Annotated in this window: 19 protein-coding genes; 14 read left to right on the forward strand and 5 right to left on the reverse strand. The window is 61.7% G+C overall.

The genetic code is table 11. The features are described 5' to 3' along the window. The first annotated feature begins 3 nt into the window (after nt 1–3). The 3 genes from QRN54_RS10065 to QRN54_RS10075 all read left to right on the forward strand — a co-directional run bounded on the left by QRN54_RS10065 (nt 4) and on the right by QRN54_RS10075 (nt 4,439). Nucleotides 4–1,671: a sigma-54-dependent Fis family transcriptional regulator gene (locus QRN54_RS10065; RefSeq protein WP_003942072.1), complete on the forward strand. Its 1,668-nt coding sequence runs from the start codon at nt 4–6 to the stop codon at nt 1,669–1,671. Between the two features lie 108 nt (nt 1,672–1,779). After that, entirely contained in the window at nt 1,780–3,279 is a 1,500-nt protein-coding gene (locus QRN54_RS10070) for an aldehyde dehydrogenase family protein (protein WP_019744236.1), read from the forward strand. 47 nt (nt 3,280–3,326) lie between these two features. Then, nucleotides 3,327–4,439, forward strand: a complete 1,113-nt coding sequence (locus QRN54_RS10075; protein WP_003942086.1) for an NDMA-dependent alcohol dehydrogenase — start codon at nt 3,327–3,329, stop codon at nt 4,437–4,439. A 54-nt stretch (nt 4,440–4,493) separates the two neighbouring features. On the opposite strand, the gene QRN54_RS10080 is transcribed toward QRN54_RS10075, so the two are convergent. Beyond that, entirely contained in the window at nt 4,494–5,942 is a 1,449-nt protein-coding gene (locus QRN54_RS10080) for a zinc-binding metallopeptidase family protein (protein ID WP_285181906.1), read from the reverse strand. A 224-nt stretch (nt 5,943–6,166) separates the two neighbouring features. Between QRN54_RS10080 and QRN54_RS10085 the strand changes: the two genes are divergently transcribed. The 3 genes from QRN54_RS10085 (at nt 6,167) to QRN54_RS10095 (ending at nt 11,403) form a co-directional block, all read left to right on the forward strand. Next, nucleotides 6,167–8,413, forward strand: coding sequence for an MMPL family transporter (locus QRN54_RS10085; protein ID WP_047268953.1), 2,247 nt, complete (start codon nt 6,167–6,169; stop codon nt 8,411–8,413). A 183-nt stretch (nt 8,414–8,596) separates the two neighbouring features. Next, on the forward strand, nt 8,597–10,042 hold the full coding sequence (locus QRN54_RS10090; protein ID WP_054827684.1) for a hypothetical protein: 1,446 nt from the start codon (nt 8,597–8,599) through the stop codon (nt 10,040–10,042). Next, complete coding sequence (locus QRN54_RS10095) at nt 10,039–11,403, forward strand: outer membrane protein assembly factor BamB family protein (RefSeq protein WP_042922394.1); 1,365 nt, start codon at nt 10,039–10,041, stop codon at nt 11,401–11,403. The genes QRN54_RS10090 and QRN54_RS10095 overlap by 4 nt, the downstream gene beginning before the upstream one ends. 45 nt (nt 11,404–11,448) lie before the next feature. Here QRN54_RS10095 and QRN54_RS10100 read toward each other — a convergent pair whose 3' ends face one another. Together QRN54_RS10100 and dctA are read right to left on the reverse strand one after the other, a co-directional pair. Next, nucleotides 11,449–12,321 carry a glycosyltransferase family 2 protein gene (locus tag QRN54_RS10100; protein WP_285181907.1) on the reverse strand — a complete coding sequence of 291 codons (873 nt, stop codon included), beginning with the start codon at nt 12,319–12,321 and terminating at the stop codon, nt 11,449–11,451. Nucleotides 12,322–12,853: 532 nt separating this feature from the next. Then, nucleotides 12,854–14,251: a C4-dicarboxylate transporter DctA gene (gene dctA / locus QRN54_RS10105; protein ID WP_037129867.1), complete on the reverse strand. Its 1,398-nt coding sequence runs from the start codon at nt 14,249–14,251 to the stop codon at nt 12,854–12,856. A gap of 188 nt (nt 14,252–14,439) precedes the next feature. On the opposite strand from dctA, the gene QRN54_RS10110 reads away from it, so the two are divergent. Continuing rightward, a complete protein-coding gene (locus QRN54_RS10110; RefSeq protein ID WP_003942027.1) occupies nt 14,440–14,700 on the forward strand; it encodes a GlsB/YeaQ/YmgE family stress response membrane protein in 261 nt (86 codons plus the stop codon). A 157-nt stretch (nt 14,701–14,857) separates the two neighbouring features. On the opposite strand, the gene QRN54_RS10115 is transcribed toward QRN54_RS10110, so the two are convergent. Together QRN54_RS10115 and QRN54_RS10120 are read right to left on the reverse strand one after the other, a co-directional pair. Further along, nucleotides 14,858–15,604 (reverse strand): GTP pyrophosphokinase, encoded by a 747-nt coding sequence (locus QRN54_RS10115; protein ID WP_019744227.1) that lies wholly within the window; start codon nt 15,602–15,604, stop codon nt 14,858–14,860. Nucleotides 15,605–15,652: 48 nt separating this feature from the next. After that, the gene (locus QRN54_RS10120) at nt 15,653–16,252 is read right to left on the reverse strand and encodes an SACE_7040 family transcriptional regulator (RefSeq protein WP_003941968.1); all 600 of its coding nucleotides are present in this window, start codon (nt 16,250–16,252) and stop codon (nt 15,653–15,655) included. Between the two features lie 98 nt (nt 16,253–16,350). Here QRN54_RS10120 and QRN54_RS10125 point away from each other — a divergent pair, with 98 nt between their 5' ends. The 7 genes from QRN54_RS10125 to QRN54_RS10155 are packed head-to-tail and all read left to right on the forward strand — an operon-like array spanning nt 16,351 to nt 23,863. Next, on the forward strand, nt 16,351–17,940 hold the full coding sequence (locus tag QRN54_RS10125) for a carboxyl transferase domain-containing protein (protein WP_007730188.1): 1,590 nt from the start codon (nt 16,351–16,353) through the stop codon (nt 17,938–17,940). Nucleotides 17,941–17,945: 5 nt separating this feature from the next. Further along, nucleotides 17,946–19,985 carry an acetyl-CoA carboxylase biotin carboxylase subunit gene (locus QRN54_RS10130; RefSeq protein ID WP_285181908.1) on the forward strand — a complete coding sequence of 680 codons (2,040 nt, stop codon included), beginning with the start codon at nt 17,946–17,948 and terminating at the stop codon, nt 19,983–19,985. Next, the gene (locus QRN54_RS10135) at nt 19,985–21,148 is read left to right on the forward strand and encodes an acyl-CoA dehydrogenase family protein (RefSeq protein WP_007730190.1); all 1,164 of its coding nucleotides are present in this window, start codon (nt 19,985–19,987) and stop codon (nt 21,146–21,148) included. The genes QRN54_RS10130 and QRN54_RS10135 overlap by 1 nt, the downstream gene beginning before the upstream one ends. After that, entirely contained in the window at nt 21,145–21,633 is a 489-nt protein-coding gene (locus QRN54_RS10140; protein ID WP_003942078.1) for a MaoC family dehydratase, read from the forward strand. Before QRN54_RS10135 ends, QRN54_RS10140 begins: the two co-directional genes overlap by 4 nt. Further along, on the forward strand, nt 21,630–22,457 hold the full coding sequence (locus QRN54_RS10145) for an HpcH/HpaI aldolase/citrate lyase family protein (protein WP_003942031.1): 828 nt from the start codon (nt 21,630–21,632) through the stop codon (nt 22,455–22,457). The genes QRN54_RS10140 and QRN54_RS10145 overlap by 4 nt, the downstream gene beginning before the upstream one ends. Nucleotides 22,458–22,460: 3 nt before the next feature. Then, nucleotides 22,461–23,216 (forward strand): CoA transferase subunit A, encoded by a 756-nt coding sequence (locus QRN54_RS10150; protein ID WP_285181910.1) that lies wholly within the window; start codon nt 22,461–22,463, stop codon nt 23,214–23,216. Nucleotides 23,217–23,257: 41 nt separating this feature from the next. Beyond that, the gene (locus tag QRN54_RS10155; protein ID WP_178377296.1) at nt 23,258–23,863 is read left to right on the forward strand and encodes a 3-oxoacid CoA-transferase subunit B; all 606 of its coding nucleotides are present in this window, start codon (nt 23,258–23,260) and stop codon (nt 23,861–23,863) included. Nucleotides 23,864–24,258 lie beyond the last annotated feature (395 nt).

The following is a 24,258-nucleotide window of genomic DNA, read 5'->3' on the forward strand; positions in this document are numbered from 1 at the left end:
AGTATGTCCGCGAACCCAGGGGAGCGTGAGCCGGTACGCCCCGAGATCGCGCTCTCCTGGAAGCGTTCTCGACTCAGTGGCCTCGACCCGTCGTCGGCCATCGCCGTGGACACCGAGGAGCAGGACGGTGAGTCTCGTCTGCTCCGGGCCGCCGCACCCGTGCTCGACGAAGTTTCGCAACAGATCGCGGGCACCGGTTTCTGCGTGCTGCTTGCTGATCGAGAATGCCGCGTCGTCGCTTCGGTGTACTCCGACAGTCGCGTCGAGCGAACGATCGAGCGGTTGGGCGTCGTCAACGGTTCACGCTTCGGCGAAGAGCACGCCGGCACCAACGCGCTCGGTACGCCCCTCGAGGTCGGACGAAGCGTGGTGATCCACGGTGACGAGCATTTCCTCGACAGCCTCAAGGGTTTGAGCTGCTACGGACAGCCGATCCTGCATCCCGTCACACGTCGTGTCGAAGGCATTCTCGACATGACCGGCGTTGTCTCGCAGGCCAACCCACTGTTCGCGCCCTTCCTTGCGCGTGCTGCAGCGGACATCGAGAAACGGCTGCTCGAAGGCTCGAAAGCATCGGAGCAGCGGCTGGTCGACGCATTCCAGCGAGTTTCACATCAGCGCCACATTGCCGTCGCGGCCATCGGCGACGACATCCTGCTGAGCAACCGAACCGCTTTGGATCTGCTCGACACCGCAGACCATGTATCGCTCCGTTCCTTGATTGCCGACCTGAATCCGGACCAATCACGATTGGTGACAGTCGAATTGGCGTCCGGCGCTCTGGCGCGAGTTCAAGCCGACCGGATTTCCGGGGCTGACGGTGGTGCGCTCTTCCTGGTCGAACCACTCCAACGGGAACGGGCACCGATCCGCAGAACGCACGAGCGGGCACCGTCTCCGGGCGAACGACTGCGGCGCGACCTGATGCGGGCGCGGGCAACCTCTGCCGCAGTGGCGATCTCTGGTGAAGCGGGATCCGGCCGAACCTCGGCAGCATCGGATGTCGTCGGCAGTGTCGATGCGAGTTGGCTCGATGCCACGCGAATCGCGTTCGACGGCCGTGAGCAGTGGGTCACCGATCTCGTGCGAGCAGCCCGTAAGCGTTCGGGCGTGGTCGTGATCGAACAGGTGCAACTCCTTCCTGACTCGGTCTTGCCGCTGGTCGCAGACCTGATCGACGCCAGCGCTGAGGGGCCGAAAATCGTACTGACCAGCGGAGCGGCAGTTGATCTTCCGCCGACCATCGCCGCGCTGCTCTCACGATGCGCCTCCCGGGTTGTCATCACCCCACTGCGCGAGCGACAGGCTGAGATCGCCGAGTTGGCACAAGTAATGTTGGAGGGGATCTCGCCAGAACTGAGGTTGACCGCCAGCGCTGCCGAAGCACTCGCGGCGGCCAATTGGCCGGGCAACCTGGCAGAATTGCGCGTCGTGTTGAATCGCGCCTCGGATGAACGCTCGAGCAATCGCATCGACGTCGCTGATCTGCCCGAGGACTATCGCACCACGACCAAGGTGTCGCGGTTGGCAGGGCGGGAGAAAGCCGAGCGCCAGGCGATCATCGGAGCGTTGAAAGACTGTGGCGGCAACAAGGTTCACGCGTCGGCGCAACTCGGAATCAGCCGAAGCACTCTCTACACACGGATGCGGGCGCTCGACATCACTGTGTAGTTTGCTGTCCGACTTCAGTTGTACAAAGTTCGGACAGTTAGCACCCCTGGAAGCGCGGAAATATGGCGTGCATCACATTCGCACCTCACTACTTCAGGGGAGTTTCCGATGACGGCAGTAGCCGAACACACCATCAGTTCCGCGGTACAGGGTTTCCTGAACGGACCGAAGAAGCTCTACATCGGCGGCGAATTCGTCGACGCCGCTTCGGGTCAGACCTTCGCGACGTACAACCCGGCTGACGGACAGAAGCTCGCAGACGTGGCACACGGCCAGGCTGAAGACATCGACCGCGCGGTACGGGCCGCTCGAACGGCTTTCGAGGACGGCCCCTGGTCACGTATGAAGGCAAACGAGCGCGAGCGGATGATCTGGCGCGTCGGCGACATTCTCAGTGCTCGTGCCGAGGAATTCGGTCAGCTCGAAGCTCTCGACAACGGCAAGTCCGTTGCCATCGCCACCGCCGTCGACGTGGCTTGGGCCGCAGACGTTTTCCGCTACTACGCGGGTTGGGCCACCAAGATCGAAGGCAGCACCGTCAACGTGTCGATGCCGTTCTCTCCGGGCGGCGAGTTCCACGCCTACACCCTGCGTGAGGCGATCGGCGTATGTGGACTGATCGTGCCGTGGAACTTCCCGCTGCTGATGTCGTCGTGGAAGCTCGCCCCCGCGCTCGCCGCCGGCAACACGGTGATCCTCAAGCCCGCTGAGCAGACCCCGCTCACCGCACTGCTTCTCGCGGAGGTCTTCGAAGAAGCAGGCTTCCCGCCCGGCGTCGTCAACATCGTTCCCGGCTTCGGCGATGCAGGTGCTGCTCTGTCCGGCCACGACGACGTGGACAAGGTTGCGTTCACCGGTTCCACCGAGGTGGGTAAGAAGATCGTCGACGCCGCCAAGGGCAATCTGAAGAAGGTTACGCTCGAGCTCGGTGGCAAGAGCCCCAATATCGTGTTCGCCGACGCCGATTTCGATTCCGCGGTGGAGGGTTCGCTCAACGCGTGGCTGTTCAACCACGGACAGTGCTGCGTTGCGGGTACTCGTCTGTACGTCGAGGACACCATCTTCGAGAAGTTCACCGAGGCCGTCGCGCACGCAGCGAGCCAGGTCAAGATCGGACCCGGCCTCGATCCCACCACCCAGCTCGGACCGCTGGTCTCGCAGGAGCAGTTCGACAAGGTGACCGGCTACCTGCGTGAGGGAATCGCCGACGGCGCACGTGCACTGACGGGCGGCAACCGCTGGGGCGATCAGGGCTACTTCGTCGAGCCGACCGTCTTCGTTGACGTCAAGCCCGAATTCTCCATCGTTCAGGAGGAGATCTTCGGACCCGTCGTGGCGGCGCTGCCGTTCAATGCGGACGACGGACCGATCACTGCCGCAAACGATTCCATCTACGGCTTGGCCGCCGGCATCTGGACCCGGGACATTTCCAAGGCTCACCGCACGGCGAAGCGCTTGAAGGCCGGTTCGGTGTGGATCAACCAGTACAACGGCTTCGACACTGCAATGCCCTTCGGTGGATACAAGCAGTCCGGCTGGGGCCGCGAGCTCGGCGCTTCGGCTATCGATCTCTACACCCAGACCAAGGCCGTCAACATCGCTCTCTGACCGACCCCATCGCTCATTCTCTCGTCCGACAATCAAGGAGATCACCAGTGAAGACCAAAGCTGCTGTACTGCTCGAGCCCGGAAAGCCTTTCGAGATCATGGAACTCGACCTCGACGGCCCGGGTGTGGGTGAGGTACTGATCAAGTACACCGCTGCCGGACTGTGCCATTCGGATCTGCACCTGACCGACGGTGATCTCCCGCCGCGTTACCCGATCGTCGGCGGACACGAAGGCTCGGGCATCATCGAAGAGGTCGGCCCAGGCGTCACGAAGGTCAAGCCGGGCGACCATGTCGTGTGTAGCTTCATCCCCAACTGCGGCACCTGTCGCTATTGCTCGACCGGTCGCCAGAACCTCTGCGACATGGGTGCCACCATCCTCGAAGGCTCGATGCCCGACGGTTCCTTCCGTTTCCACGGCAACGGAATGGATTTCGGCGGAATGTGCATGTTGGGAACGTTCTCCGAGCGCGCCACCATTTCTCAGCACTCGGTAGTCAAGATCGACGACTGGCTTCCATTGGAGACGGCAGTGGTCGTCGGCTGCGGCGTGCCGTCGGGTTGGGGAACGGCCGTCAACGCAGGCAACCTCCGCGCCGGTGACACCGCGGTGATCTACGGCATCGGTGGCCTCGGCATCAATGCCGTTCAGGGTGCGGTTTCGGCAGGCTGCAAGTACGTCGTTGTGGTCGATCCGGTTGCTCTCAAGCGTGAGACCGCACTGAAGTTCGGTGCCACCCATGCCTTTGCAGACGCCGAGAGCGCCGCTGCCAAGGTCAACGAGCTGACGTGGGGACAGGGTGCCGACGCTGCGCTCATCCTTGTCGGCACCGTCGACGAGGACGTGGTCAGTGCAGCGACGGCAGTGATCGGCAAGGGTGGCACCGTGGTGATCACGGGACTCGCCGACCCCGCCAAGCTGACCGTTCACGTGTCGGGTACCGACCTGACGCTGAATCAGAAGACGATCAAGGGCACGCTCTTCGGGTCCATGAATCCGCAGTACGACATCGTGCGACTGCTGCGTCTCTACGATGCCGGTCAGCTCAAGCTCGACGAACTGATCACCAACACCTACAGCCTCGAAGACGTCAACAAGGGCTACCAGGATCTACGTGACGGCAAGAACATCCGTGGCGTGATCATTCACGACAAGTAGGACAACTGCTGTGCGCCTTTATTAACCGCGGGCGGTTAATAAAGGCGCACAGCACTATTTCTTGGCTTTCGACAAAATCTGCATCAACTGAAGTAGCGCCGAGAACTTCGCGAACACCGAGCGCGAGACCACCGGACCGAAAGCCGCGGTGTCGGTTGCGTCGAAGGCGTCGAGCAGATCGCGGAAACTTTCGACCTGTTTGACCATCGCGTCGAGATCGACGTGCGTGATGGTGTCGGCGTCACGCAGAGCGAGCAGGTACTGAGGCGCCGTCACCAAGGCGACTGCCGGGATCTTCCGCTCGAACAACGGTTCACCCTCACCGAAATGAATGACCGGTCCTGGCGCCACGATTCGGCGATCGCCTGCCCCGATGTCGCGCCACAGCGGTGCAACGATGTCGTGTACTTCCCGACTCGTCGCGTAGAGCAGTTCCGGTTCCGGAGTGGTCTCCAACGAATAGCTGCCGATCGAGGTGTTCTCGGTATCACCCAGTGCGCCGAGGTGTTCGATTGCGATCCCCGCTACTGCGCGCGCCTGACCGTCTTCGCCCTTCCACATCTCGGGGTGTGCTTCGAGCCAGGTGGACGTTGCCTGTCCGTGCTTGGACACCGCTGGAATGCGAAGGTGGCCGGTCGTCAGCACAAAAACGTACGACCGTCGATGCGGCTGCGCGACGGCGTGACGCGCCAAGGCCAACATTCCCAGATGCCCGTTCTCCTCGACGCCGTTGGTTCCGTCGCTGTGAGTGATGAGCAGAATCGTCTCTTCCGGTGATGTCCCCGGGGATACCGCCCACACCGTGTCGGTCCGGGTGTCCGGATGCAGAGTTGCATCCAGAACGAGAGTGGCCCGCTGGCCGGAACGAGCTGCAGCGACAACCTTCCTGCCCTCGTCGCCGGCCACCCAGACGGCGGGGATGTCGTGGTACGGCTGCGTGAACGGAAGATATTGTCCCAGCGCGTTGTCCGGAGCGATGTCACGCCACACCGCGATCACGCCGAGCACTCCGGCTTTGCGGGCCTTGTCGAGTTTCGGGCCAAGAAGAGTCGCGGAGAGAACCGGATTTCGAAGAGTCTCGTCGTTGGCGATCGGACCCCACTCGCTGACCAGTAGCTTGCGCGGAAGATCGATGTGCGGGACCTCGATCACTGCGATCGCGCCCCTGGCCAAGGACCACTTGGGGCGTCGCGCGCTGACGTGGACCAGGGGAGCGGAGATTCCCTGAGGGCCGGTCAATCCCGAGTAGGGGAATGCGGACGAAACCTTGATCGGCCCCGTGGGCAATTCGATGCGAAGTCCGTCAGACGTTGCCGGTAGATCCCAGCGTTCGAAAGTGTGTGAATCACGCCGGACTTCGAGGCCCAGTTCGGTCAGTTCGTTCGCGACTTCCTCCACCACCGCGTGGTGTGAAGGTGATCCCGTCAATCGTGGCCCCCGCGCGTCGAGTCGCTGTTGGCCTGCAAGGAGGAGATCGCGATCGACGGCCTGGCCGTGATTCATGGGATTGCCTTTCGTACTACGCGACGTCTGCTCTGGTGAGGCGCCTGCCCGTGTCGTGTCCACGGTACCGAGCGGTCTGAAAAGGAGACGGAGAGCGCGCCGGATATGCCGTTTTCGCAGATATACCAGGTGCCAACGAGCCGGTCGGTCCGTACCGTATGACCTTGGCACCGAAAGACTCCGTGTTCTTCGGACAGACCAGTCCACGGCGAGAGAGGCCTACGTTGGCTACGTATCTTTACAGGTTGGGGAAGTTTGCTTTCCGCCACAAGTATCTTGTGGTGGCCGCGTGGATTATCGTGATCGCGGTGGTGGGGGGCGCTATCAGCGCCACAAATCCGACGTTCTCCAAAGAATTCAACCTTCCGGGCACCGATTCACAGCGTGCGACCGAGTTGATGAACGAGAACTTTGCAGCTGCAGCGGAGCAGCAAACTCAGGCGTCGACCAGTATTCTCATCGCGGCAGACGACGGGCTTGCCGCGCACAGCGATCAGATCGATCAGTTGATCGCGCAGGCGAAGACGTTGCCGGACATCGTCGATCCCGAGAAGATCGTCAATCCGGTCACCCTCGCGGAGGCCAATCCAGCGGTGGCGTCGGCCGTTCTCGGCGACAACGGCAAGGTCGGGCTGATCCAGCTCAATCAGTCGATTCGCATCGAGGATCAGACGCAGGCCAACAAGACCGCGTTCCTCGACTTGATGGCAAAGTTCCGCACCGGCGGCTTGCAAGTCGAAGGAACCGGCTCGATGATGCAGGTGCAGGCCGCGGGCGGTCTGTCGGAGATGCTCGGCTTCGCGGTGGCGTTCATCGTGATGATCGTGGCGTTCGGTGCACTCATCGCGGCGTTCATCCCGTTGTTCACTGCAATTCTGGGAATTGCGCTGGCCACTCTGACTGTCACTCTCGGCTCGGGCTTCTTCGACATCAACGAAGGCGTCACGGGAATCGTCACGATGATCGGCATCGCAGTCTCGATCGACTACGCGTTGTTCATCGTTTCGCGTTACCGCAGTGAGCTCAATTTGGGCGGAACGAGGGAAGCCGCTGCCGGGCGCGCAGTGGGTACTGCCGGTTCGTCGGTCGTCTTCGCCGGCCTGACGGTTGTGGTCGCGCTGGCGGCCCTGGCGGTGGTCGGGGTTCCGATGATCACCCAGATGGGAATCTCTGCAGCGGTTGCCGTCATCATCGCCGTCCTCGGCGCAATCACGTTGATCCCGGCTGTCCTGGGTATCTTCGGCAGATTCGCGTTCTCGCCTCGTATCCCCGGGCTTCGCCACGGTGACGAGCCCGAGACGATGGAATCCAACGGACATCGCTGGGCCAAGATAGTCACCAAGTACCCGTGGCCGATCGCGGGTGCTGCGCTGGTGCTTCTGGTGATCGCGGCTATTCCGATGACGAAGCTCGAACTCGGACTCTCGTTCACTCAGGACGAAGAGCGGCCGGCACTTGCCCTGCTGCAACGTGGGTTCGGTGAAGGCGTCAATGGCGAATTGTTCGTCGTGCTCGACGCGCCTGACGGCACCGATATCACCGCGATTGCCGAAGGCACTGTCGCGCACATCAAGGGCCTCGACAACGTCGCAACTCCGGATCAGTTGATGTGGGTCGGAAACGGACCCGACGCGGCAAACCCGATGGCGGGCGCCAACTCTGCGCTCATCGCGGTCACCCCGCAGATGTCACCGAGCGGCCCCGAAACTCACGAGCTGATGAATCAGATCCGGGATTACGGATCGACGGTGAAATCGGAAGGCGCAGAACTCGGTGTAGCGGGGCAAACCGCGATCGTTGCCGACATGTCGTCGAAGCTCAGTTCCGCGCTCATCCCGTATCTCATCGTGGTTGTGGGGCTGGCGTTCATCATCATGATGGTCGTCTTCCGCTCGATCCTGGTGCCGCTGACCGCAACTCTCGGATTCCTGTTTTCCGTCTGTGCGACCTTCGGCGCCACGGTGGCCATCTTCCAGGAGGGCGACTTCGGGCTGATCGAGCACACACAACCCATCATCTCGTTCCTGCCGATCTTCATGATCGGTGTGGTCTTCGGGTTGGCGATGGACTATCAAGTGTTCCTCGTGACGCGAATGCGCGAGGAATACGTGCACGGATTGTCGGCCAAGGACGCCATCATCTCCGGCTACACCCATGGTGCTCGCGTGGTCGCGTCGGCGGCCATCATCATGATCTCCGTGTTCGGCGCATTCATGCTGTCCTCGGAGACGACAAGCAAGATGATGGGCTTCGGCCTCGCGGCTGCAGTCTTCTTCGACGCCTTCATCATCCGCATGATCGTGATCCCTGCGGTCATGTCGATTCTCGGTGATTCGGCATGGAAGTTGCCGGCGTGGCTCGACAAGATCCTGCCGAACGTCGACATCGAGGGTGAAGCGATTCGACGGATTCCGATCGAGCAGGATCCGGATTCCGATCCAGACCCGAATCAGGTGCCTGTGAGGGTGTAAGCACTCAGGCAGTCAGAACGGGGTGCCGGTTGCACAGCAACTGGCACCCCGTTCTTCTGTGTTCATACGGAGCCCGCGCGATAGGAAACCATCCGGTTGGTAACAGAAATTGCTGTGATCGCGACAGGAATTCCAGAGGCGACGCGCATCGGGGGCGAGCCGTGACGGTGACTGCGAGGGTACGTGTCGAAGGAGCAAACCGATTTGAAGCGGGCCGAGAAGTGGACCTTCGCGCTGACGGTCGTCTCCCTGATCGCCGGCGGGACAGTGGTTGCCGGGCTGGTGGATCGGTGGAGCAGTTCGCCGTCCGATGACATCTCGGTAGCTGCGACTTCGTCGATCAGCATGACGTCCACACCGGAAGAGATGGCGCCGGAGGACCTGCCTGAATTCTCGTACGTCACGCCGAGCGCGGTGTACCCGACCACGATTCCGGGTTGTGAAAGCGTCGAAGCGCCGGACGACGAACACGGAATCTCGATCTTCACATCGACAGGTGGCGACGACGCGTACGACGACCCACGTTTTCCGTGGTTTTCCGGCGCCAAAGCTGTATCGATGTCGGATGCGGTCGCCGATGCGATTCCGGACGGCGTCGAGATCAAGTTCGCCAGTCCGAGCCGATCACTCCAGTTCGGTCCGATCTCGGCACCGTCGACCTCGGACGAGTTACCCGAGGGATGGACGATCGAGGATCTGGCGTCCACTGATGCGTCGGCGACAATACTTCGAGGCGAGGCCAGTGGTGGACTGTCGGTCTCGGTCAACAGCAGTAAGGCGCCGGTTCCTCCGTGCATTGCCGGTTCTCTCGTCGAACGTCGCTCACTCGCGGATGGTTCAGTTGTGGACGTGCAGGACTCGTGGAGTGAAATCAACGGACAACGCACTCTCTCTCGTTCGGCGTTCCTTTACGGCATCGATGGCACACGAGTTCACGCCTATCTCGATGACACTGCCGATCGAGTCGGCGCCGAGGTTCAGGCAAGCGGCGCGCTTCCACTGACCATCGACGAACTGGTGTCCTTGGTCAGCCTGCCGCAACTGCGAATCACGACGCCTGCTCCGCCGGGTACGGCACCGCTTTCGCCCGGGTGCCACGGGATCCCCCGAGACTCTGGCGACGTGGCCGAACTCGATCGCGCGACGATCGAACGTCTCAACGCGGTCCTCGAAGTCAGATGGCGCGCTGTACCTCCGGGTTTTCCGATTCTTGATACCGGACCGGGCACTCTGACGGTGGCGGAGAATGACAAGTCCACTGCATGTCAGAGACTTCTCACCCGGACGGGAGACAGCGAGTCGACGCTCAACATGACAATTACCGGCGGACAACCACTCCCTACGGAGCCCAACAAATACGACCCTTCCTACGACGGGCACCCCTTGGAGGTCGTGACGCGACCGGATGGATCCGTGATCGAGCGAGACGAACGGAACTACGCGACCGTGCCCATGACAAATGACGGCTCGAAAGCAGAATCGACGCAGGAAACGAGCAGGTCGGTGGTCGTCACCCGCCCGAATGGGACCCAAGTCTCGGTTTCGTCGTCGGCTGCGATCCCGAACGATCCGATGACGTTCGCGCAGTTGGAGTTTCTCGCGACGACCGAAGGCTTGGAGATTCGATGACCACCAGATTCTCCCCGAAATCGCGACTTCGGATCGCGGCCGCCGCAGCCGTAGTCACCGTCACTGCCGCCATCGCCACGGTGGTCACGTCGACGAGTTCCGAACCGACAGCGATCTCGTCGCCGCTATGGAGCGTCGAGGCCTCCGAGATTCTCGGGCGCGAGTTCGCGATCTTCCGGAGCCCACTTGTTGGAACCGAATTCAACATGGACATGGGCGGATTCATCGACGCCGGATCACTCGTGGTCACGATGATCGGTATGCCGGATCGTCAGGCGTATTCGTTGGACGACGCAGAATTGGTCGGATTGGACGCCGAAGATGGCACAGTTCGTTGGCGCACGTCGGCGGTCGACATCGGTGGTTGCTCCGAGACTCTGCTCGGCAGTTCGGTGCTGTGTTTCTCCGGGCCGTACGTATCCGGTGGTTCGTACTCGCTGTTCGACATCGAGACGGGAGAGCGGCGAGACATCAAGACACCGTGGTCGCCGATCGTCGCGGTTGTCTCGGGCGACACCGTACTCGCGCTCGAAGGTGATATCGAGAGCAACGACGTTCGCGTGCACAGCGGAACCGTCGACGATCCGGAAGCGAACTGGTCCAAAGCGTTCGACGTCGGTGGATCGTGGGAAGCCGGATACGTCGATCCGGTGATGTCGGTTCACGGCGACCTGGGCGTGATCGCTCTCGACGAGTCCTTGGGATTCGACGTGAAGACCGGCGAACAGCGGTGGGTACACGGTTACTCCACCTGTTCGACCGCGCACACATCGTCCGACGGGGTGACATTGGTGTCGGATGGCGGTTGCGAAGGCAATGGCCGTCCGACAAGTGAGTACGCGCTCGATCAGTACGGGCGCGAGTTCGCCAGGACGGACGAACTGCCTTCGGAGTCCTCGTACTACGGCGGACGATACAGCCGAGATGATCCGGCGGGAGGATCGACTCCGATCATTCTGGGACACAGCGGTTTCGACCGGACTTCGGGCGAGAAATTGTGGTCCAACAGTGAAGTCTTCGACACCGCACAGTCGTTGGCGGTGATCGGCAACGTGATCGCCGTGACCCGCTCCGGTTCCGAGCCCGAGGTCCAGTTCGTGGACCTGCTCACCGGGGAGGTCCTGTGGCGCTCGAACGCCGAGCGCGCCGGAGAGATCGCCTGGCACGGGGATGTCGTTATCGACGAGGGCAACGTCTACGGAACAGATGTCAGGACCGGCCAACGGAGTTGGGAGGTCCAAGTCGTCCAGGACGGGGACGACGAGTTCACGCCTTGGGTGATGCCGCGCGAGCTGTGGGCGGGGGAGAAGGTGCTGTTGCGTTCCAGTGAAGACCGCATCACGGCGTTGAAACTGTCGTGAAATTCGGTGGCTGCGAACCTTCGGCGATTAGCGAAATTCGATGGGTTACTGGTGAACTGGCATGATTCGACCTTTCGACATGCCGAACAAGCGCCTGAACTCCAGGCGCTCCTGCTCGAAGTTGTAGATGCGGTAGACGGGCCACACGAGCGCATGGAGCATCGAGTCGCCCCAGATGGTCAGTTTGAGGCGCCAATTCATGATGTTGTGAAGGTGCAGAACCGATTCGGATGCTTGGTTGTACTTCAGGTACTCCAACGGAGGGGTTTCACCGCGTCGACCGGACGTTTCTGCTCGCATGTCGGCGATCTGACCGATCGTCATCCCTTCCTCCCGAAGGCACAGTGAAAGGTCGATATCTTCGTGGATGTCCGGCCGGTCACTGACTTGCTCGCGGACCGACAACCATGCGCTTTTTCTGATCGCCATGTTCGCTCCGGCGACAGCGAGTACTTGACGTTCGCAATCGAACTTCCCCTGCTTCACCTGCCTGTCCAGTGCGTAGCGGTGGATTCGAGCAAACGGCGATTCGAAGAGGTAGGTGAGTCCGGCAACTGCTGAATGAGCGGTGCTGCGTTGGAAGAAACTCTTGACCGCATCTGCCCATCCCGGTTGTACCCGTGTGTCCGCGTCGATACGACCGATGATGTTGCCGGTCGAGGCGTCGAAGCCCGCGTTCCGGGCGTGTACGACGCCTTGGCGGGCCTCGAAGACATATCTGACTTTGTCGTACTTCTCGGCGAACTCCTGGATGATCGATGCAGTACCGTCCGTCGAGTTGTTGTCGACAATCAGAATCTCATCGATTTCCGACTCGGTCAGTAGACGCTCGATGCAGCCGGAAACCGCGTTCTCTTCGTTGAATACCGGAACAACCACCGAAAGTCGATTAGTGGACAAGTGTTCAATATCCTGCATGGATGCGGTCACTGTATTCCTTTGCTGGGCAATTGGGTCCAGTCCTTCGCAAAGGTTACGATAGCAATAGGTGACCATTCGGACAATTTGAACCGAGGGCCATATGATCAATCCCGCAACAGCTTATTGCGGGAAACTATCAGCATAAGTGCAGCTGGCACGGCATAAATGCATGCAGAATAAGGCTTTCGGAACTGATTGATTTTTACCCACTCGAGTCTATTCGTCGGTCGAACACCGGACTTTAGTCCTTCTAATTCCGGCAAATATAATGCTGCCCGTTCGCTGAATTGTGAATCGCCACTGCGGCAACCGTCGGGCAATATCTAGATGTCGCAAGTTGCTTTTCAGTGAAGTGGAGTCGGTGCAGCGCAAGTGCCATATTTGTAGATTCAACGGACCCTTGACGGCAAGGTTGCCGCCATCTGCAAATATTTGCTTTTGTAGCTGTCGGTCTGGATTTTCCAGTGAAGTCTGCCCCCGCGACTTTTCAGCACCGATTTCCGATGTGCAAACAGCAGCCGGCACCTACCTATCGGGTCAGGATGCCTTCGGTTTCGGGTGCCGGAACGGTTTTCCCCGTGATCGGATCGACTTCCTCGAGCGGTGGAACGTCTTCTCCGTCGAGCACTCGGCGCATGCGCTCCTTGTCGAGCTGCCCCTCCCAATTGGCGACCACGAAGGTTGCGACACAGTTCCCGAGCAGGTTCACCGACACCCGCATCGAATCCATGATTCGATCGGCGCCCAGTAGGAGAGCGACTGCGGCAACTGGAATTGCGCCGTGACCGATTGCGGCCACGGTGGCCGACAGCGCCAGGAATGACGATCCCGGCACGCCGGCCATTCCCTTCGAGGTGAGCATCAGAACCAGGACGGCAGTGATCTGTTCACCGAGTGTCAGGTCCACGCCGAGTGCCTGCGCCAGAAACAGCATGCAGATCGACAGGTACAGCGTCGCGCCGTCGAGATTGAACGAGTAGCCGGTAGGCACCACCAATCCTGTTGTAGTGCGCGAGCATCCGGCGTTGGTGAGCTTGACCATGATTCGGGGCAGAACTACTTCGGTCGACGCCGTTCCCAAAGCGAGGAAGAGTTCGTCCTTGATGTACTTGACGAACTTCCACAGGTTCACGCCCGCGAAGTACCTGACTATCGCGGCCAGGATGAGGATGAACAGGACGGCGGCGAGATAGCATGCGGCGATCAGCTTTCCGTAACTTCCGAGCGAAGCGATCCCGTACTGACCGACGATGTACGCCATCGCGCCCAAAGCGCCCAACGGCGCCAGTCTCATGATCCAGCCGATGATCGTGAAGAACAGATGGCTCAGACGATCGACGAGTTCGAACACGATCGGTGGTCCACTCTCACCCGCCTTGGCCAATGCGAGCCCGAACAGTACGGCGAAGAAGAGGACTTGGAGGAGTGCGTTCTCGGCGAAGGCCGAAACTATCGACACCGGAATGATATTGAGCAGGAATTCGACGGTGTGGGGAAGTTCGCCACTTCCGGTCTTGGCGGCCACGGCGTCCGCACCGTTCGCCAGCGTCTCCGGATCGATGTCGAATCCCGCACCCGGCTTCATCAGATTTCCGATGAGCAGCCCGAACAACAGGGCGAAGGTGGTCACGACCTCGAAGTAGATGAGTGCTTTGACGCCGATACGCCCCACGGCCTTCAGATCCCCGACGTGGGCGATCCCGATCACAACGGTGCAGAAGATGATCGGCGCGATCAGCATTTTGATCAGTTTGATGAATCCGTCGGCGAGGGGCTTGAGGTTCGCGCCGAATTCCGGCCACAACCAGCCGATGAGAACACCGATGACGATAGCGGCGATCAATTGCACGAACAGTGATCGGTACCAGGGCGGCTTGTTGGCGAGTCGCGCGAGCTCGCTGTTCGGCAGTTTTACGGAAGTTGGCATGGATGGGAACGGTAGGTCCGCTTGATTGCGAAAAAATAACTCGCGAATGTCGTGGATGTAACGCGTCGAGGTTGCATCTCGGACAACAATTCGGTCAACAAGCGACAGTTGTGTGTGACTGTGGTTATTGTTTCCCTGAGCGGTGATCTTCCGTCCGCGTGCATGCACGACGTGTGAGAGGGGCTGTTATGGGGCAAATTATCGGAACCATCATTTTCGGCGCAGTCATCGGAATCCTGGCTCGTCTCGTACTGCCAGGTAAGCAGCAGTACGGCATGATCGTGACCGTCGTGCTGGGTATCGCCGGAGCGCTTATCGGGTACTGGGTCTGGGGAGCGATCTCGGACAAGGGCGACACGGGCGGAATCGACTGGATCCGCTGGATCATCAGCATCGCCGCGGCGGCCGTGCTCTCGATCGGCTACAGCGCCGTCACTGGCAAGAAATAGCAAGCCGACCCAATTCGAGAAGTGCGCCCTCCCGAAGTTCGGGAGGGCGCACTTCTTTTTGTTTGCCCTAGTTGTCCGACCCCAGTTGTGAGCGAACGGCACTTTCGTCGCCTCAGATGCGCCGAAAGGCGCGTTCGCTCAGGGCAGGGGACCGAATTCAGAGCGCCCGTCGCTGAAGATGCAGCGCCTCGAGGAACTGCGCCGGCAGATCCTGCTCGAGGATTTCGTCGTCAGGATGCGGTAGCGCTTTGATTTTGGCGAACTCGTCGTTGAGTCGTTCCATCTTGACATCGAGACGGTGTGCCGCGGCAGCAGCCTCGGTGAGTTCGTCGAGGAGTTCGACGGGAACCTCGCGGTTGTACTTGTAGTAGATCTTGTGCTCGAGGCTCGCCCAGAAATCCATCGCGATCGTGCGGATCTGAAGTTCGATCGGTACGTGCCTGACGCGGTCACTCATGAAAACCGGGACCTCGACGATCAAGTGCAAGCTCTTGTAGCCGTTGGGTTTCGGATCGGCGATGTAGTCCTCGCGCTCGATCACCCGAAGGTCCGTCTGGCTGGTGAGCATCTCGGCGATTCGGTACGTGTCGGAAATGAAGCTGCAGGTGATACGTACTCCAGCGATGTCGAAGATGTTCTTCGAGATGTCGTCGATCGTGAGCGGGATGTTCAGGCGTTGAGCCTTACGCAGGATGCTGTCCGGCGACTTGACCCGTGACGTCACGTGTTCGATGGGGCTGTACTGATTGATGTGAGTGAACTCGTCCTTGAGGATGTTCACCTTGGTCATCAGTTCGGAGATTCCGAATTGGTACAACATCATGAAGCGGGAGAACTCGGTCCGCAGTTCGGCGAAATCGGCCCTGCTGACCCCACTGCTGTCTTCCACGTTCGGCACCCTCATCTGTTAGCTGGTGTAACCAGTCTGCCACCGATTGTGCCGTGTCCGGTTTCAGTGGGTGCGCAGTGCGGCGAGCGTCATATCCCGCAGGACTCGACGCGCGCGTGCCGGCGAAGCGGGGTTGGCGCTGTGAGGGGTCGAGTTGATCAGACCGAAGGTGGCATGCGCTTTGATTCGTGCGTCCGCCTGATCGAGTTGGGGATCGAGTTGCTCGAGCACCCCGACCCACACCTCGACGTACTTGCGCTGCGTCTGGCGTACCTGTCGACGCGCGTCGGCCGGCAGGCTTTCGAGGTCGCGGTCCTGGATGCGGATCAGGTCCGGCTCGCCGAGCGCGAAGTCGAGGTGGAACTCCACCAGTGCGTCGAGTGCGGCGCTCGGTGAGTCCGCTGCCTCCGCTGCCGCAGAGCCGCCTTCGTGCAGGCGCGTGCTGATGCCGACGAGAAGTTCCACGAGGACGGCATCCTTGTTGGGGAAATGCCGGTACACGGCCGGGCCGCTGATGCCGACGGCGGCGCCGAGGTCTTCGAGTCGCACACTCACGAATCCGCGCTCGGCGATCAACCGGGCGGCGGCGTCCAAGAGCTGACGTCGACGGTCGGCCTTCATCTGATCGCGTCGCGTCGGAGCTGCTACCTGCTCAGAGGTCATTCTCTCGATCTTTCTTCGCTTGTGTTCTGGACAACTCAGTTAATCATAGTTAATCTAGTTTCAGTTATCGAGCATTAACTCATGGCGAAGGCGGCGGGATGACTCCCAGTGGAATCACGCAAGGATCGGGCTACCGGTCCGATCACACCGTTCTGGTGGACGAACTGAAGAAGAAACTGGCGCAAGCAGCGCTGGGTGGCAACCAGCGCTCTCGCGAGCGTCACGTGAGCAGAGGGAAGTTACTGCCGCGAGATCGCGTCGACTCGCTGCTCGACCAGGGCAGCCCGTTCCTCGAGCTGTCCCCACTGGCGGCCAACGGCCTGTACGACGACGAGTGCCCGGGCGCCGGCGTCATCACCGGTATCGGTCGTGTGTCGGGTCGCGAGTGCGTCATCGTTGCCAACGACGCGACGGTCAAGGGCGGCACCTACTACCCGATGACGGTGAAGAAGCACCTGCGCGCGCAGGAAGTTGCGCTGCAGAACAACCTTCCCTGCATCTACCTCGTCGACTCCGGCGGCGCCTTCCTGCCGCGCCAGGACGAGGTCTTCCCGGACCGTGAGCACTTCGGCCGGATCTTCTACAACCAGGCGACCATGAGCGCCAAGGGGATTCCCCAGATCGCCGCGGTTCTCGGTTCGTGCACCGCGGGCGGCGCCTACGTGCCCGCGATGAGCGACGAAGCAGTGATCGTCCGCAACCAGGGCACCATCTTCCTCGGCGGCCCGCCGCTGGTGAAGGCAGCCACCGGCGAGATCGTGACGGCGGAAGAGCTCGGCGGCGGCGACCTGCACTCCAAGGTTTCCGGCGTCACCGACCACCTGGCCGAGGACGACCGCGACGCACTTCGGATCGTGCGCAACATCATTGCCACGCTCGGCCCCCGGTCCGAGCGCCCGTGGGACGTCATCTCCACGGTTCCGCCCGTCGCCGATCAGAGCGAGCTGTACGACGTCGTTCCGACTGATCCCCGTACTCCGTACGACGTGCACGAGGTCATCACCAAGCTCGTCGACGGTGGCGCGTTCCAGGAGTTCAAGGCTGAATACGGCAAGACGCTCGTCACCGGTTTCGCGCACATCGAGGGCCACCCGGTCGGCATCATCGCCAACAACGGCGTGCTCTTCGGCGAATCCGCCATGAAGGGAGCACATTTCATCGAACTGTGTGACAAGCGCAGTGTGCCGCTGCTGTTCCTGCAGAACATCGCGGGCTTCATGGTGGGACGCGACTACGAGGCCGGCGGCATCGCCAAGCACGGCGCCAAGATGGTCACGGCAGTCGCGTGTGCGCGGGTCCCCAAGCTGACAGTTGTCATCGGCGGCTCGTACGGCGCCGGCAACTACTCCATGTGTGGACGCGCGTATTCACCTCGCTTCCTGTGGATGTGGCCGAACGCGCGCATCTCGGTCATGGGCGGCGAGCAGGCAGCTTCGGTGCTCTCGACGGTTCGTAGCGAGCAGCTCGACAGCGCGGGTAATCCGTGGTCGGCCGAGGACGAAGAATCCTTCAAGGCGCCGATCCGCGAGCAGTACGAGGCTCAGGGCAATCCGTACTACTCCACTGCGCGGCTGTGGGATGACGGTGTCATCGATCCCGCAGATACCAGAACTGTTCTCGGCCTGGCCCTTTCGGTGTGCGCGAACGCGCCGATCGAGCCGGTCTCCTACGGCGTCTTCCGGATGTGAGCGAAATGACTGAGTTGCGCACTATCGATACTGTTCTCGTGGCCAACCGCGGTGAAATCGCGGTTCGCGTGATCCGCACGTTGCGTGAGTTGGGAATTCGCAGCGTCGCCGTCTACAGCGACGCCGACGCGAATGCTCGCCACGTCCGCGAGGCCGACACTGCCGTCAACATCGGACCGGCCGCGGCGCGTGAAAGCTACCTCGTCATCGACAAGGTCATCGACGCTGCCAAGTCCACCGGTGCTCAGGGTATTCACCCCGGTTACGGCTTCCTGTCGGAGAACTCGGCGTTCTCGGCTGCCTGTGCGGCTGCCGGAATCGCCTTCCTCGGTCCCTCCGAGCACGCCATCGAGGTGATGGGTGACAAGATCACCGCGAAGAACGCCGTTGCCGCGTTCGACGTACCGGTGGTCCCGGGTATCGCTCGCCCCAATCTGACCGACGAAGAACTGATCGCAGCGGCCGAGGACATCGGCTACCCGGTGTTGGTCAAGCCTTCGGCCGGCGGAGGCGGCAAGGGAATGCGTCTGGTCGAGGATCCGGCCAATCTGGCCGAGGCTCTTCGCAGTGCCCGCCGTGAGGCCGCGTCGTCGTTCGGCGACGACACCCTGTTCCTCGAGCGATTCGTCCTGCGGCCCCGGCACATCGAGGTCCAGGTTCTCGCCGACCAGCACGGCAACGTCGTTCACCTCGGTGAGCGCGAATGCAGCCTGCAGCGGCGTCATCAGAAGGTCATCGAAGAGGCTCCCTCGCCGCTGCTCGATCAGGTGACCCGTGACCGGATCGGCGCGGCAGCGTGCAACACCGCTCGAAGCGTCGATTACACCGGCGCCGGCACCGTGGAGTTCATCGTCTCCGCCGACAAGCCGGACGAGTTCTTCTTCATGGAGATGAACACCCGCCTCCAGGTCGAGCATCCCGTTACCGAAATGGTGACCGGACTGGATCTGGTCGAATGGCAGGTCCGTGTGGCAGCAGGGGAGAAGTTGGCCTTCTCCCAGAGTGACATCACGCTGACCGGGCACGCCATCGAAGCTCGTGTGTACGCGGAGGATCCGGGCCGTGGGTTCCTGCCGACGGGCGGCCGCGTCGTCGATCTGGTCGAGCCGTCAGGTTCCGGCGTGCGCGTCGATTCCGGACTGCTCGCGGGCACCGTCGTCGGCAGTGACTACGACCCGATGCTCAGCAAGGTCATCGCCCACGCTCCCGACCGCGCGGGCGCACTGCGCAAGCTCGATCGCGCACTCGGTGACACCGCAGTGCTCGGAGTCGTGACCAACATCGAATTCGCACGGTTCCTCCTCGCTGATCCGGATGTGATCGCGGGCAACCTCGACACCGGTCTGCTCGATCGTCGCGTCGAAGACTTTGTCGCAGCCGACGCCTCCGACGAGGTGCTCATTGCTGCCGCGGCGTATCGCTGGCTCTCGCGGTGGACAACCTCGGAATGCGTTGATCCCTGGGATGTCCCGAGTGGGTGGCGCGTCGGAACTCCCGCTCCGACCAGCATCAGGCTCTCCGCCGGCACCCGAACGGCGCACGTTGCGATCGTCGGCGTTCCCGCGGATGCAAAGGTCGAGGTCGAAGGTTCACAGCCTCGCGCATTCAGCGCGACCCTGACGGGATCCGAACTGGCGGTGGTGATCGACGGACGTCGACGCACGTTTGTCGTCGCCGAGACCGATGGTGGTCTGTGGCTGGCAGGCGGCGGAACCTGGCACGTGCGCGAGGTTGCCGAAGTCAGCGTTCGCGGTGAGGACAAGCACGCCGGTGACGCCGAAATCGCCAGCCCCATGCCCGGTGCCGTCATCGCAGTCAACGTCGAGAACGGCGCGGCAGTGAGCGCGGGACAACCACTCGTCGTGGTCGAGGCCATGAAGATGGAGCACTCCTTGACGTCCCCGATCGACGGAACCGTGGAAGTGCTTGTCCGTCAGGGCGATCAGGTGATGGTGGATCAGGTTCTGGCCCGCGTGGTACCTGTCACGGACGAAGAGACTGCAGAAGTAAAGACCGAGAACACGACGCAGAAGGAAGACGCCTGATGTCCGATTACCTTGCCACCGGAGCTCTTCCGGACGAATACCAGCAGCTCGCCAAGACGGTTGCAGATTTCGCGAAGACCGTAGTGGCACCGGTTGCTGCCGAGCACGACGCCAACCACACCTTCCCGTACGAGGTAGTGGCCGGGATGGCCGACATGGGACTGTTCGGCCTGCCGTTTCCCGAGGAGTACGGCGGAATGGGCGGCGACTACTTCGCACTCTGCCTGGCGCTCGAAGAGCTGGGCAAGGTCGACCAGAGCGTCGCGATCACTCTCGAAGCTGGTGTGTCCCTTGGTGCCATGCCGATCTACCGTTTCGGTAACGAGGCACAGAAGCAGGAGTGGCTTCCGCAGCTCACCAGCGGCAAGTCGTTGGCTGCCTTCGGCCTGACCGAACCCGGCGCGGGTAGCGACGCCGGCGGAACCAAGACCACCGCGAAGTTCGACAGCGGTGAGTGGATCATCAACGGCAACAAGCAGTTCATCACCAACTCGGGCACCGACATCACCAAGCTCGTGACGGTCACCGCGGTCACGGGTGTCAAGGACGGCGGCAAGAAGGAGATCTCGACGATCCTCGTGCCGACCACGACGCCCGGCTTCACGGCCGAACCGGCGTACAACAAAGTCGGTTGGAACGCATCCGACACCCATCCGCTCACGTTCGCCGATGTTCGTGTCCCCGAAGAGAATCTGCTCGGTGAGCGCGGCCGCGGCTACGCGAACTTCCTGCGCATCCTCGACGAAGGCCGCATCGCCATCTCCGCGTTGAGCGTCGGTGCCGCCCAGGGCTGCGTCGACGAGTCGATCAAGTACGCCAAGGAGCGCGAGGCGTTCGGTCGCCCCATCGGACACAACCAGGCCATCGCGTTCAAGATCGCGCGTATGGAGGCTCGTGCCCACGTCGCACGTACCGCGTACTACGACGCGGCCGCACTCATGTTGTCGGGCAAGCCGTTCAAGAAGCAGGCGTCTATCGCCAAGCTGATTTCCTCCGAAGCTGCCATGGACAACGCCCGTGACGCCACGCAGATCCACGGCGGATACGGCTTCATGAACGAGTACGCCGTCGCGCGCCACTACCGTGACAGCAAGATCCTCGAAATCGGTGAGGGAACGACCGAGGTGCAGTTGATGCTCATCGCTCGTGAGGCAGGGCTGTGACGAACCCCAAGAAGATCACTCAGCGCGGGCTCTGGTTCGAGGAGTTCGAGGTCGGCGCGATCTACGAGCATCGCCCAGGCCGGACGGTGACCGAGGCTGACAACGTCCTGTTCACGACTTTGACCATGAACACGCAGGCGTTGCATCTCGATGCCGCGTACAGCGAGGACACTCAATTCGGTGTGCGGCTGGTCAATTCGATGTTCACCCTGTCGACCATCGTCGGCCTGTCCGTCGCGCAGTTGACGCAGGGCACCATCGTGGCGAACCTCGGTTTCTCCGAGATCAGCTTCCCGAAGCCGCTCTTTCACGGCGACACCTTGTATGCCGAGACGCTCATCGCGGACAAGCGCGAGTCGAAGAGCCGTCCAGGTGAAGGCATCGTGACGCTCGTGCACACCGGGCGTAACCAGCACGGTGACGTCGTCGCACTGGCCACGCGCAAGACACTGGTGCAACTGCGTCCGGCAGAGGTGTCCTCATGACGTGGACACCGCCGGGGCCGGCGTGGTTGTTCTGCCCGGCGGATCGTCCCGAGCGCTATGCGAAGGCCGCGGCTGTTGCCGACGTCGTGATCCTCGATCTCGAAGACGGTGTGGCTCCGGCCGACAAGGAAGCCGCACGTGCAGCCCTGATCGACACGCCTCTCGATCCGGAGCGGACGGTCGTGCGCGTCAATCCGGTCGGTACGCCTGATCACGAACTCGATCTGATCGCGCTGGACGGCACACACTATTCGCGTCTCATGCTGTCCAAGTGCGAATCGGCCGAGGACGTCCTCTCGCTCGCACCGGCGGACGTGGTTGCGCTCGTCGAGTCCCCGCGAGGAGCCCTCGCCGTGGCCGACATCGCGCTTGCTGCGAACGCCATCGGTGTCATGTGGGGAGCCGAGGATCTTGTTGCCGGTCTCGGCGGCAACTCGAGCAGGCACCCGAACGGTTCGTACCGCGACGTTGCCAAGCACGTCCGATCGACGTCTCTCCTGGCCGCGAAGAGCTACGGCCGGTTGGCTGTCGATTCCGTGTACCTCGACATCAAGGACCTCGTCGGCCTGGGCGTCGAGTCCGCTGATGCCGTCGCAGTCGGCTTCGACGTGAAGGTTGCGATCCATCCGAGTCAGGTCGAGGTCATCCGCGGGGCCTTCGCACCTTCGGAAAAAGAGATCGACTGGGCCACACGAGTGCTTGCCGCGGTGTCTACTGAACGTGGTGTGTTCGCGTTCGAGGGCAAGATGGTCGACGCTCCCGTTCTCCGTCACGCCGAGAAGCTTCTTCACCGAGCCGGAATCTTTCAGCAGAAGGAGAACTAACGGATGAGCAAAGTCGTGAATACGGCAGCTGAGGCAGTTGCCGACATCGCGAGCGGATCCAGGCTCGCAGTGGGCGGCTTCGGGCTGTGCGGTATTCCCGGCGCACTGATCGCGGCGATCGCCGACGGCGACGCCACCGATCTCGAGGTGTTCTCCAACAACTGCGGTGTCGACGACTACGGTCTCGGCATTCTGCTCGGCGCGCACCGGATCGCCAGGGTGACGGCGTCGTACGTGGGGGAGAACAAGGAGTTCGCGCGCCAGTATCTCGCCGGTGAGCTCGAAGTGGAGTTGACGCCGCAGGGGACGCTGGCCGAGCGGCTGCGAGCAGGCGGTACCGGCATCCCGGCGTTCTACACTCCGGCCGGCGTCGGCACCCCGATCGCCGAGGGCGGCTTGCCGTGGCGATACAACCCGGACGGTTCGATCGCCGTGGCGTCGCCACCGAAGGCGACGGCAGTGTTCGGTGGCCGCACGTATGTATTGGAAGAGGCGATCACCGCTGACTTCGCGCTCGTGCACGCGGACTACGGCGACACCGAAGGAAATCTCGTCTTCAACAAGACGGCGATGAACTTCAACCCGCTTGCTGCCATGGCCGGCCGGATCACCATCGCGCAGGTGGAGAACCTCGTCGAGCCGGGCGACATCGACCCCGCACACGTGCACCTACCTGGAGTGTTCGTCGCGCGCGTCGTACACACAGGCCCACAGGAGAAGCGGATCGAGAAGCGGACCGTCTCAGGAGGTACCAAGTGAGCAGCGCAGAGGAAACTCGTATCGGTTGGACCCGCCACGAGATGGCCGCTCGCGCTGCCGCCGAGATGCGGCCGGGGGAGTACGTCAACCTCGGCATCGGCCTGCCGACTCTGATCCCCAGTTACCTGCCCGAGGGCGTCAAGGTGGTCCTCCACAGCGAGAACGGCATCCTCGGTACCGGACCGTATCCGACCGATGATCAGGTCGATGCCGACCTCATCAATGCCGGTAAAGAAACCGTCACCGTCAATCCTGGTGCCGCGTTCTTCGACTCGGCCCTCTCCTTCGGGATGATCCGCGGTGGTCACATCGACACCGCGGTGCTCGGCGGGATGCAGGTATCGAAGACCGGTGACCTTGCCAACTGGATGGTGCCGGGCAAGATGGTCAAGGGCATGGGTGGGGCGATGGACCTGGTCCATGGAGCCCGCCGCGTCATCGTCGTGATGGAGCACACCGACCGCGACGGCAATCCCAAGATCGTCGAGGCCTGCACGCTGCCGCTTACCGGTCAGAGCGTCGTCAACCGGATCATCACCGACCTGGCAGTGCTGGACGTCACCGCGGACGGGCTGCAGCTTGTGGAGCTGGCTCCAGGGGTCAGCAGCGAGCACCTGAAGAGTGTGACTGGTGTGGGCTTTTCCTGAAGCTTCGTACCGTAAATCGAAGAACGCGCCGACCGCTGGTCGGCGCGTTCTTTCGTCGGTCTGTCGGCGAGTACCGATAGTCTCGATCAGCGACTGTCGAATCTTGTTCGAGCTCAGACACCCAGTACCCGGCGGCCCTGTAAATTGTCCGAGGTGACTGATGTGGATTGGGGTGTAGATCGTCGGTTGCAATTGATTGTCCCAGGGGGAGAGGTGTCGCGCGCCGCGTCTGAACGGTGCGTTTCGGCAATGCGATCGGGGGGTAGATGAGCTGGGCGATTTGTAACGAATTGCAACAAAACCGTCGATACACCGGGGTATGGATTTCTCTTGTCACCTATGTATCGGAGACAATGGGTGGTTCTGGCTCGTCGAGGTTGGATGAGGTCGGTAGC

Source organism: Rhodococcus sp. MEB032, from assembly GCF_030208925.1.
GTDB lineage: Bacteria > Actinomycetota > Actinomycetes > Mycobacteriales > Mycobacteriaceae > Rhodococcus_F > Rhodococcus_F qingshengii.

Excerpts from the sequence above, each read along its gene's own strand:
- dctA (WP_037129867.1), bottom strand. The coding sequence starts at position 14,251 with ATGCCAACTTCCGTAAAACTGCCGAACAGCGAGCTCGCGCGACTCGCC.
- QRN54_RS10135 (WP_007730190.1), top strand. The coding sequence starts at position 19,985 with ATGTCCGATTACCTTGCCACCGGAGCTCTTCCGGACGAATACCAGCAG.
- QRN54_RS10100 (WP_285181907.1), bottom strand. The coding sequence starts at position 12,321 with ATGCAGGATATTGAACACTTGTCCACTAATCGACTTTCGGTGGTTGTT.
- QRN54_RS10130 (WP_285181908.1), top strand. The coding sequence starts at position 17,946 with ATGACTGAGTTGCGCACTATCGATACTGTTCTCGTGGCCAACCGCGGT.
- QRN54_RS10145 (WP_003942031.1), top strand. The coding sequence starts at position 21,630 with ATGACGTGGACACCGCCGGGGCCGGCGTGGTTGTTCTGCCCGGCGGAT.
- QRN54_RS10070 (WP_019744236.1), top strand. The coding sequence starts at position 1,780 with ATGACGGCAGTAGCCGAACACACCATCAGTTCCGCGGTACAGGGTTTC.
- QRN54_RS10155 (WP_178377296.1), top strand. The coding sequence starts at position 23,258 with ATGGCCGCTCGCGCTGCCGCCGAGATGCGGCCGGGGGAGTACGTCAAC.
- QRN54_RS10080 (WP_285181906.1), bottom strand. The coding sequence starts at position 5,942 with ATGAATCACGGCCAGGCCGTCGATCGCGATCTCCTCCTTGCAGGCCAA.
- QRN54_RS10125 (WP_007730188.1), top strand. The coding sequence starts at position 16,351 with ATGACTCCCAGTGGAATCACGCAAGGATCGGGCTACCGGTCCGATCAC.
- QRN54_RS10115 (WP_019744227.1), bottom strand. The coding sequence starts at position 15,604 with ATGAGGGTGCCGAACGTGGAAGACAGCAGTGGGGTCAGCAGGGCCGAT.
- QRN54_RS10110 (WP_003942027.1), top strand. The coding sequence starts at position 14,440 with ATGGGGCAAATTATCGGAACCATCATTTTCGGCGCAGTCATCGGAATC.
- QRN54_RS10150 (WP_285181910.1), top strand. The coding sequence starts at position 22,461 with ATGAGCAAAGTCGTGAATACGGCAGCTGAGGCAGTTGCCGACATCGCG.
- QRN54_RS10095 (WP_042922394.1), top strand. The coding sequence starts at position 10,039 with ATGACCACCAGATTCTCCCCGAAATCGCGACTTCGGATCGCGGCCGCC.
- QRN54_RS10065 (WP_003942072.1), top strand. The coding sequence starts at position 4 with ATGTCCGCGAACCCAGGGGAGCGTGAGCCGGTACGCCCCGAGATCGCG.
- QRN54_RS10120 (WP_003941968.1), bottom strand. The coding sequence starts at position 16,252 with ATGACCTCTGAGCAGGTAGCAGCTCCGACGCGACGCGATCAGATGAAG.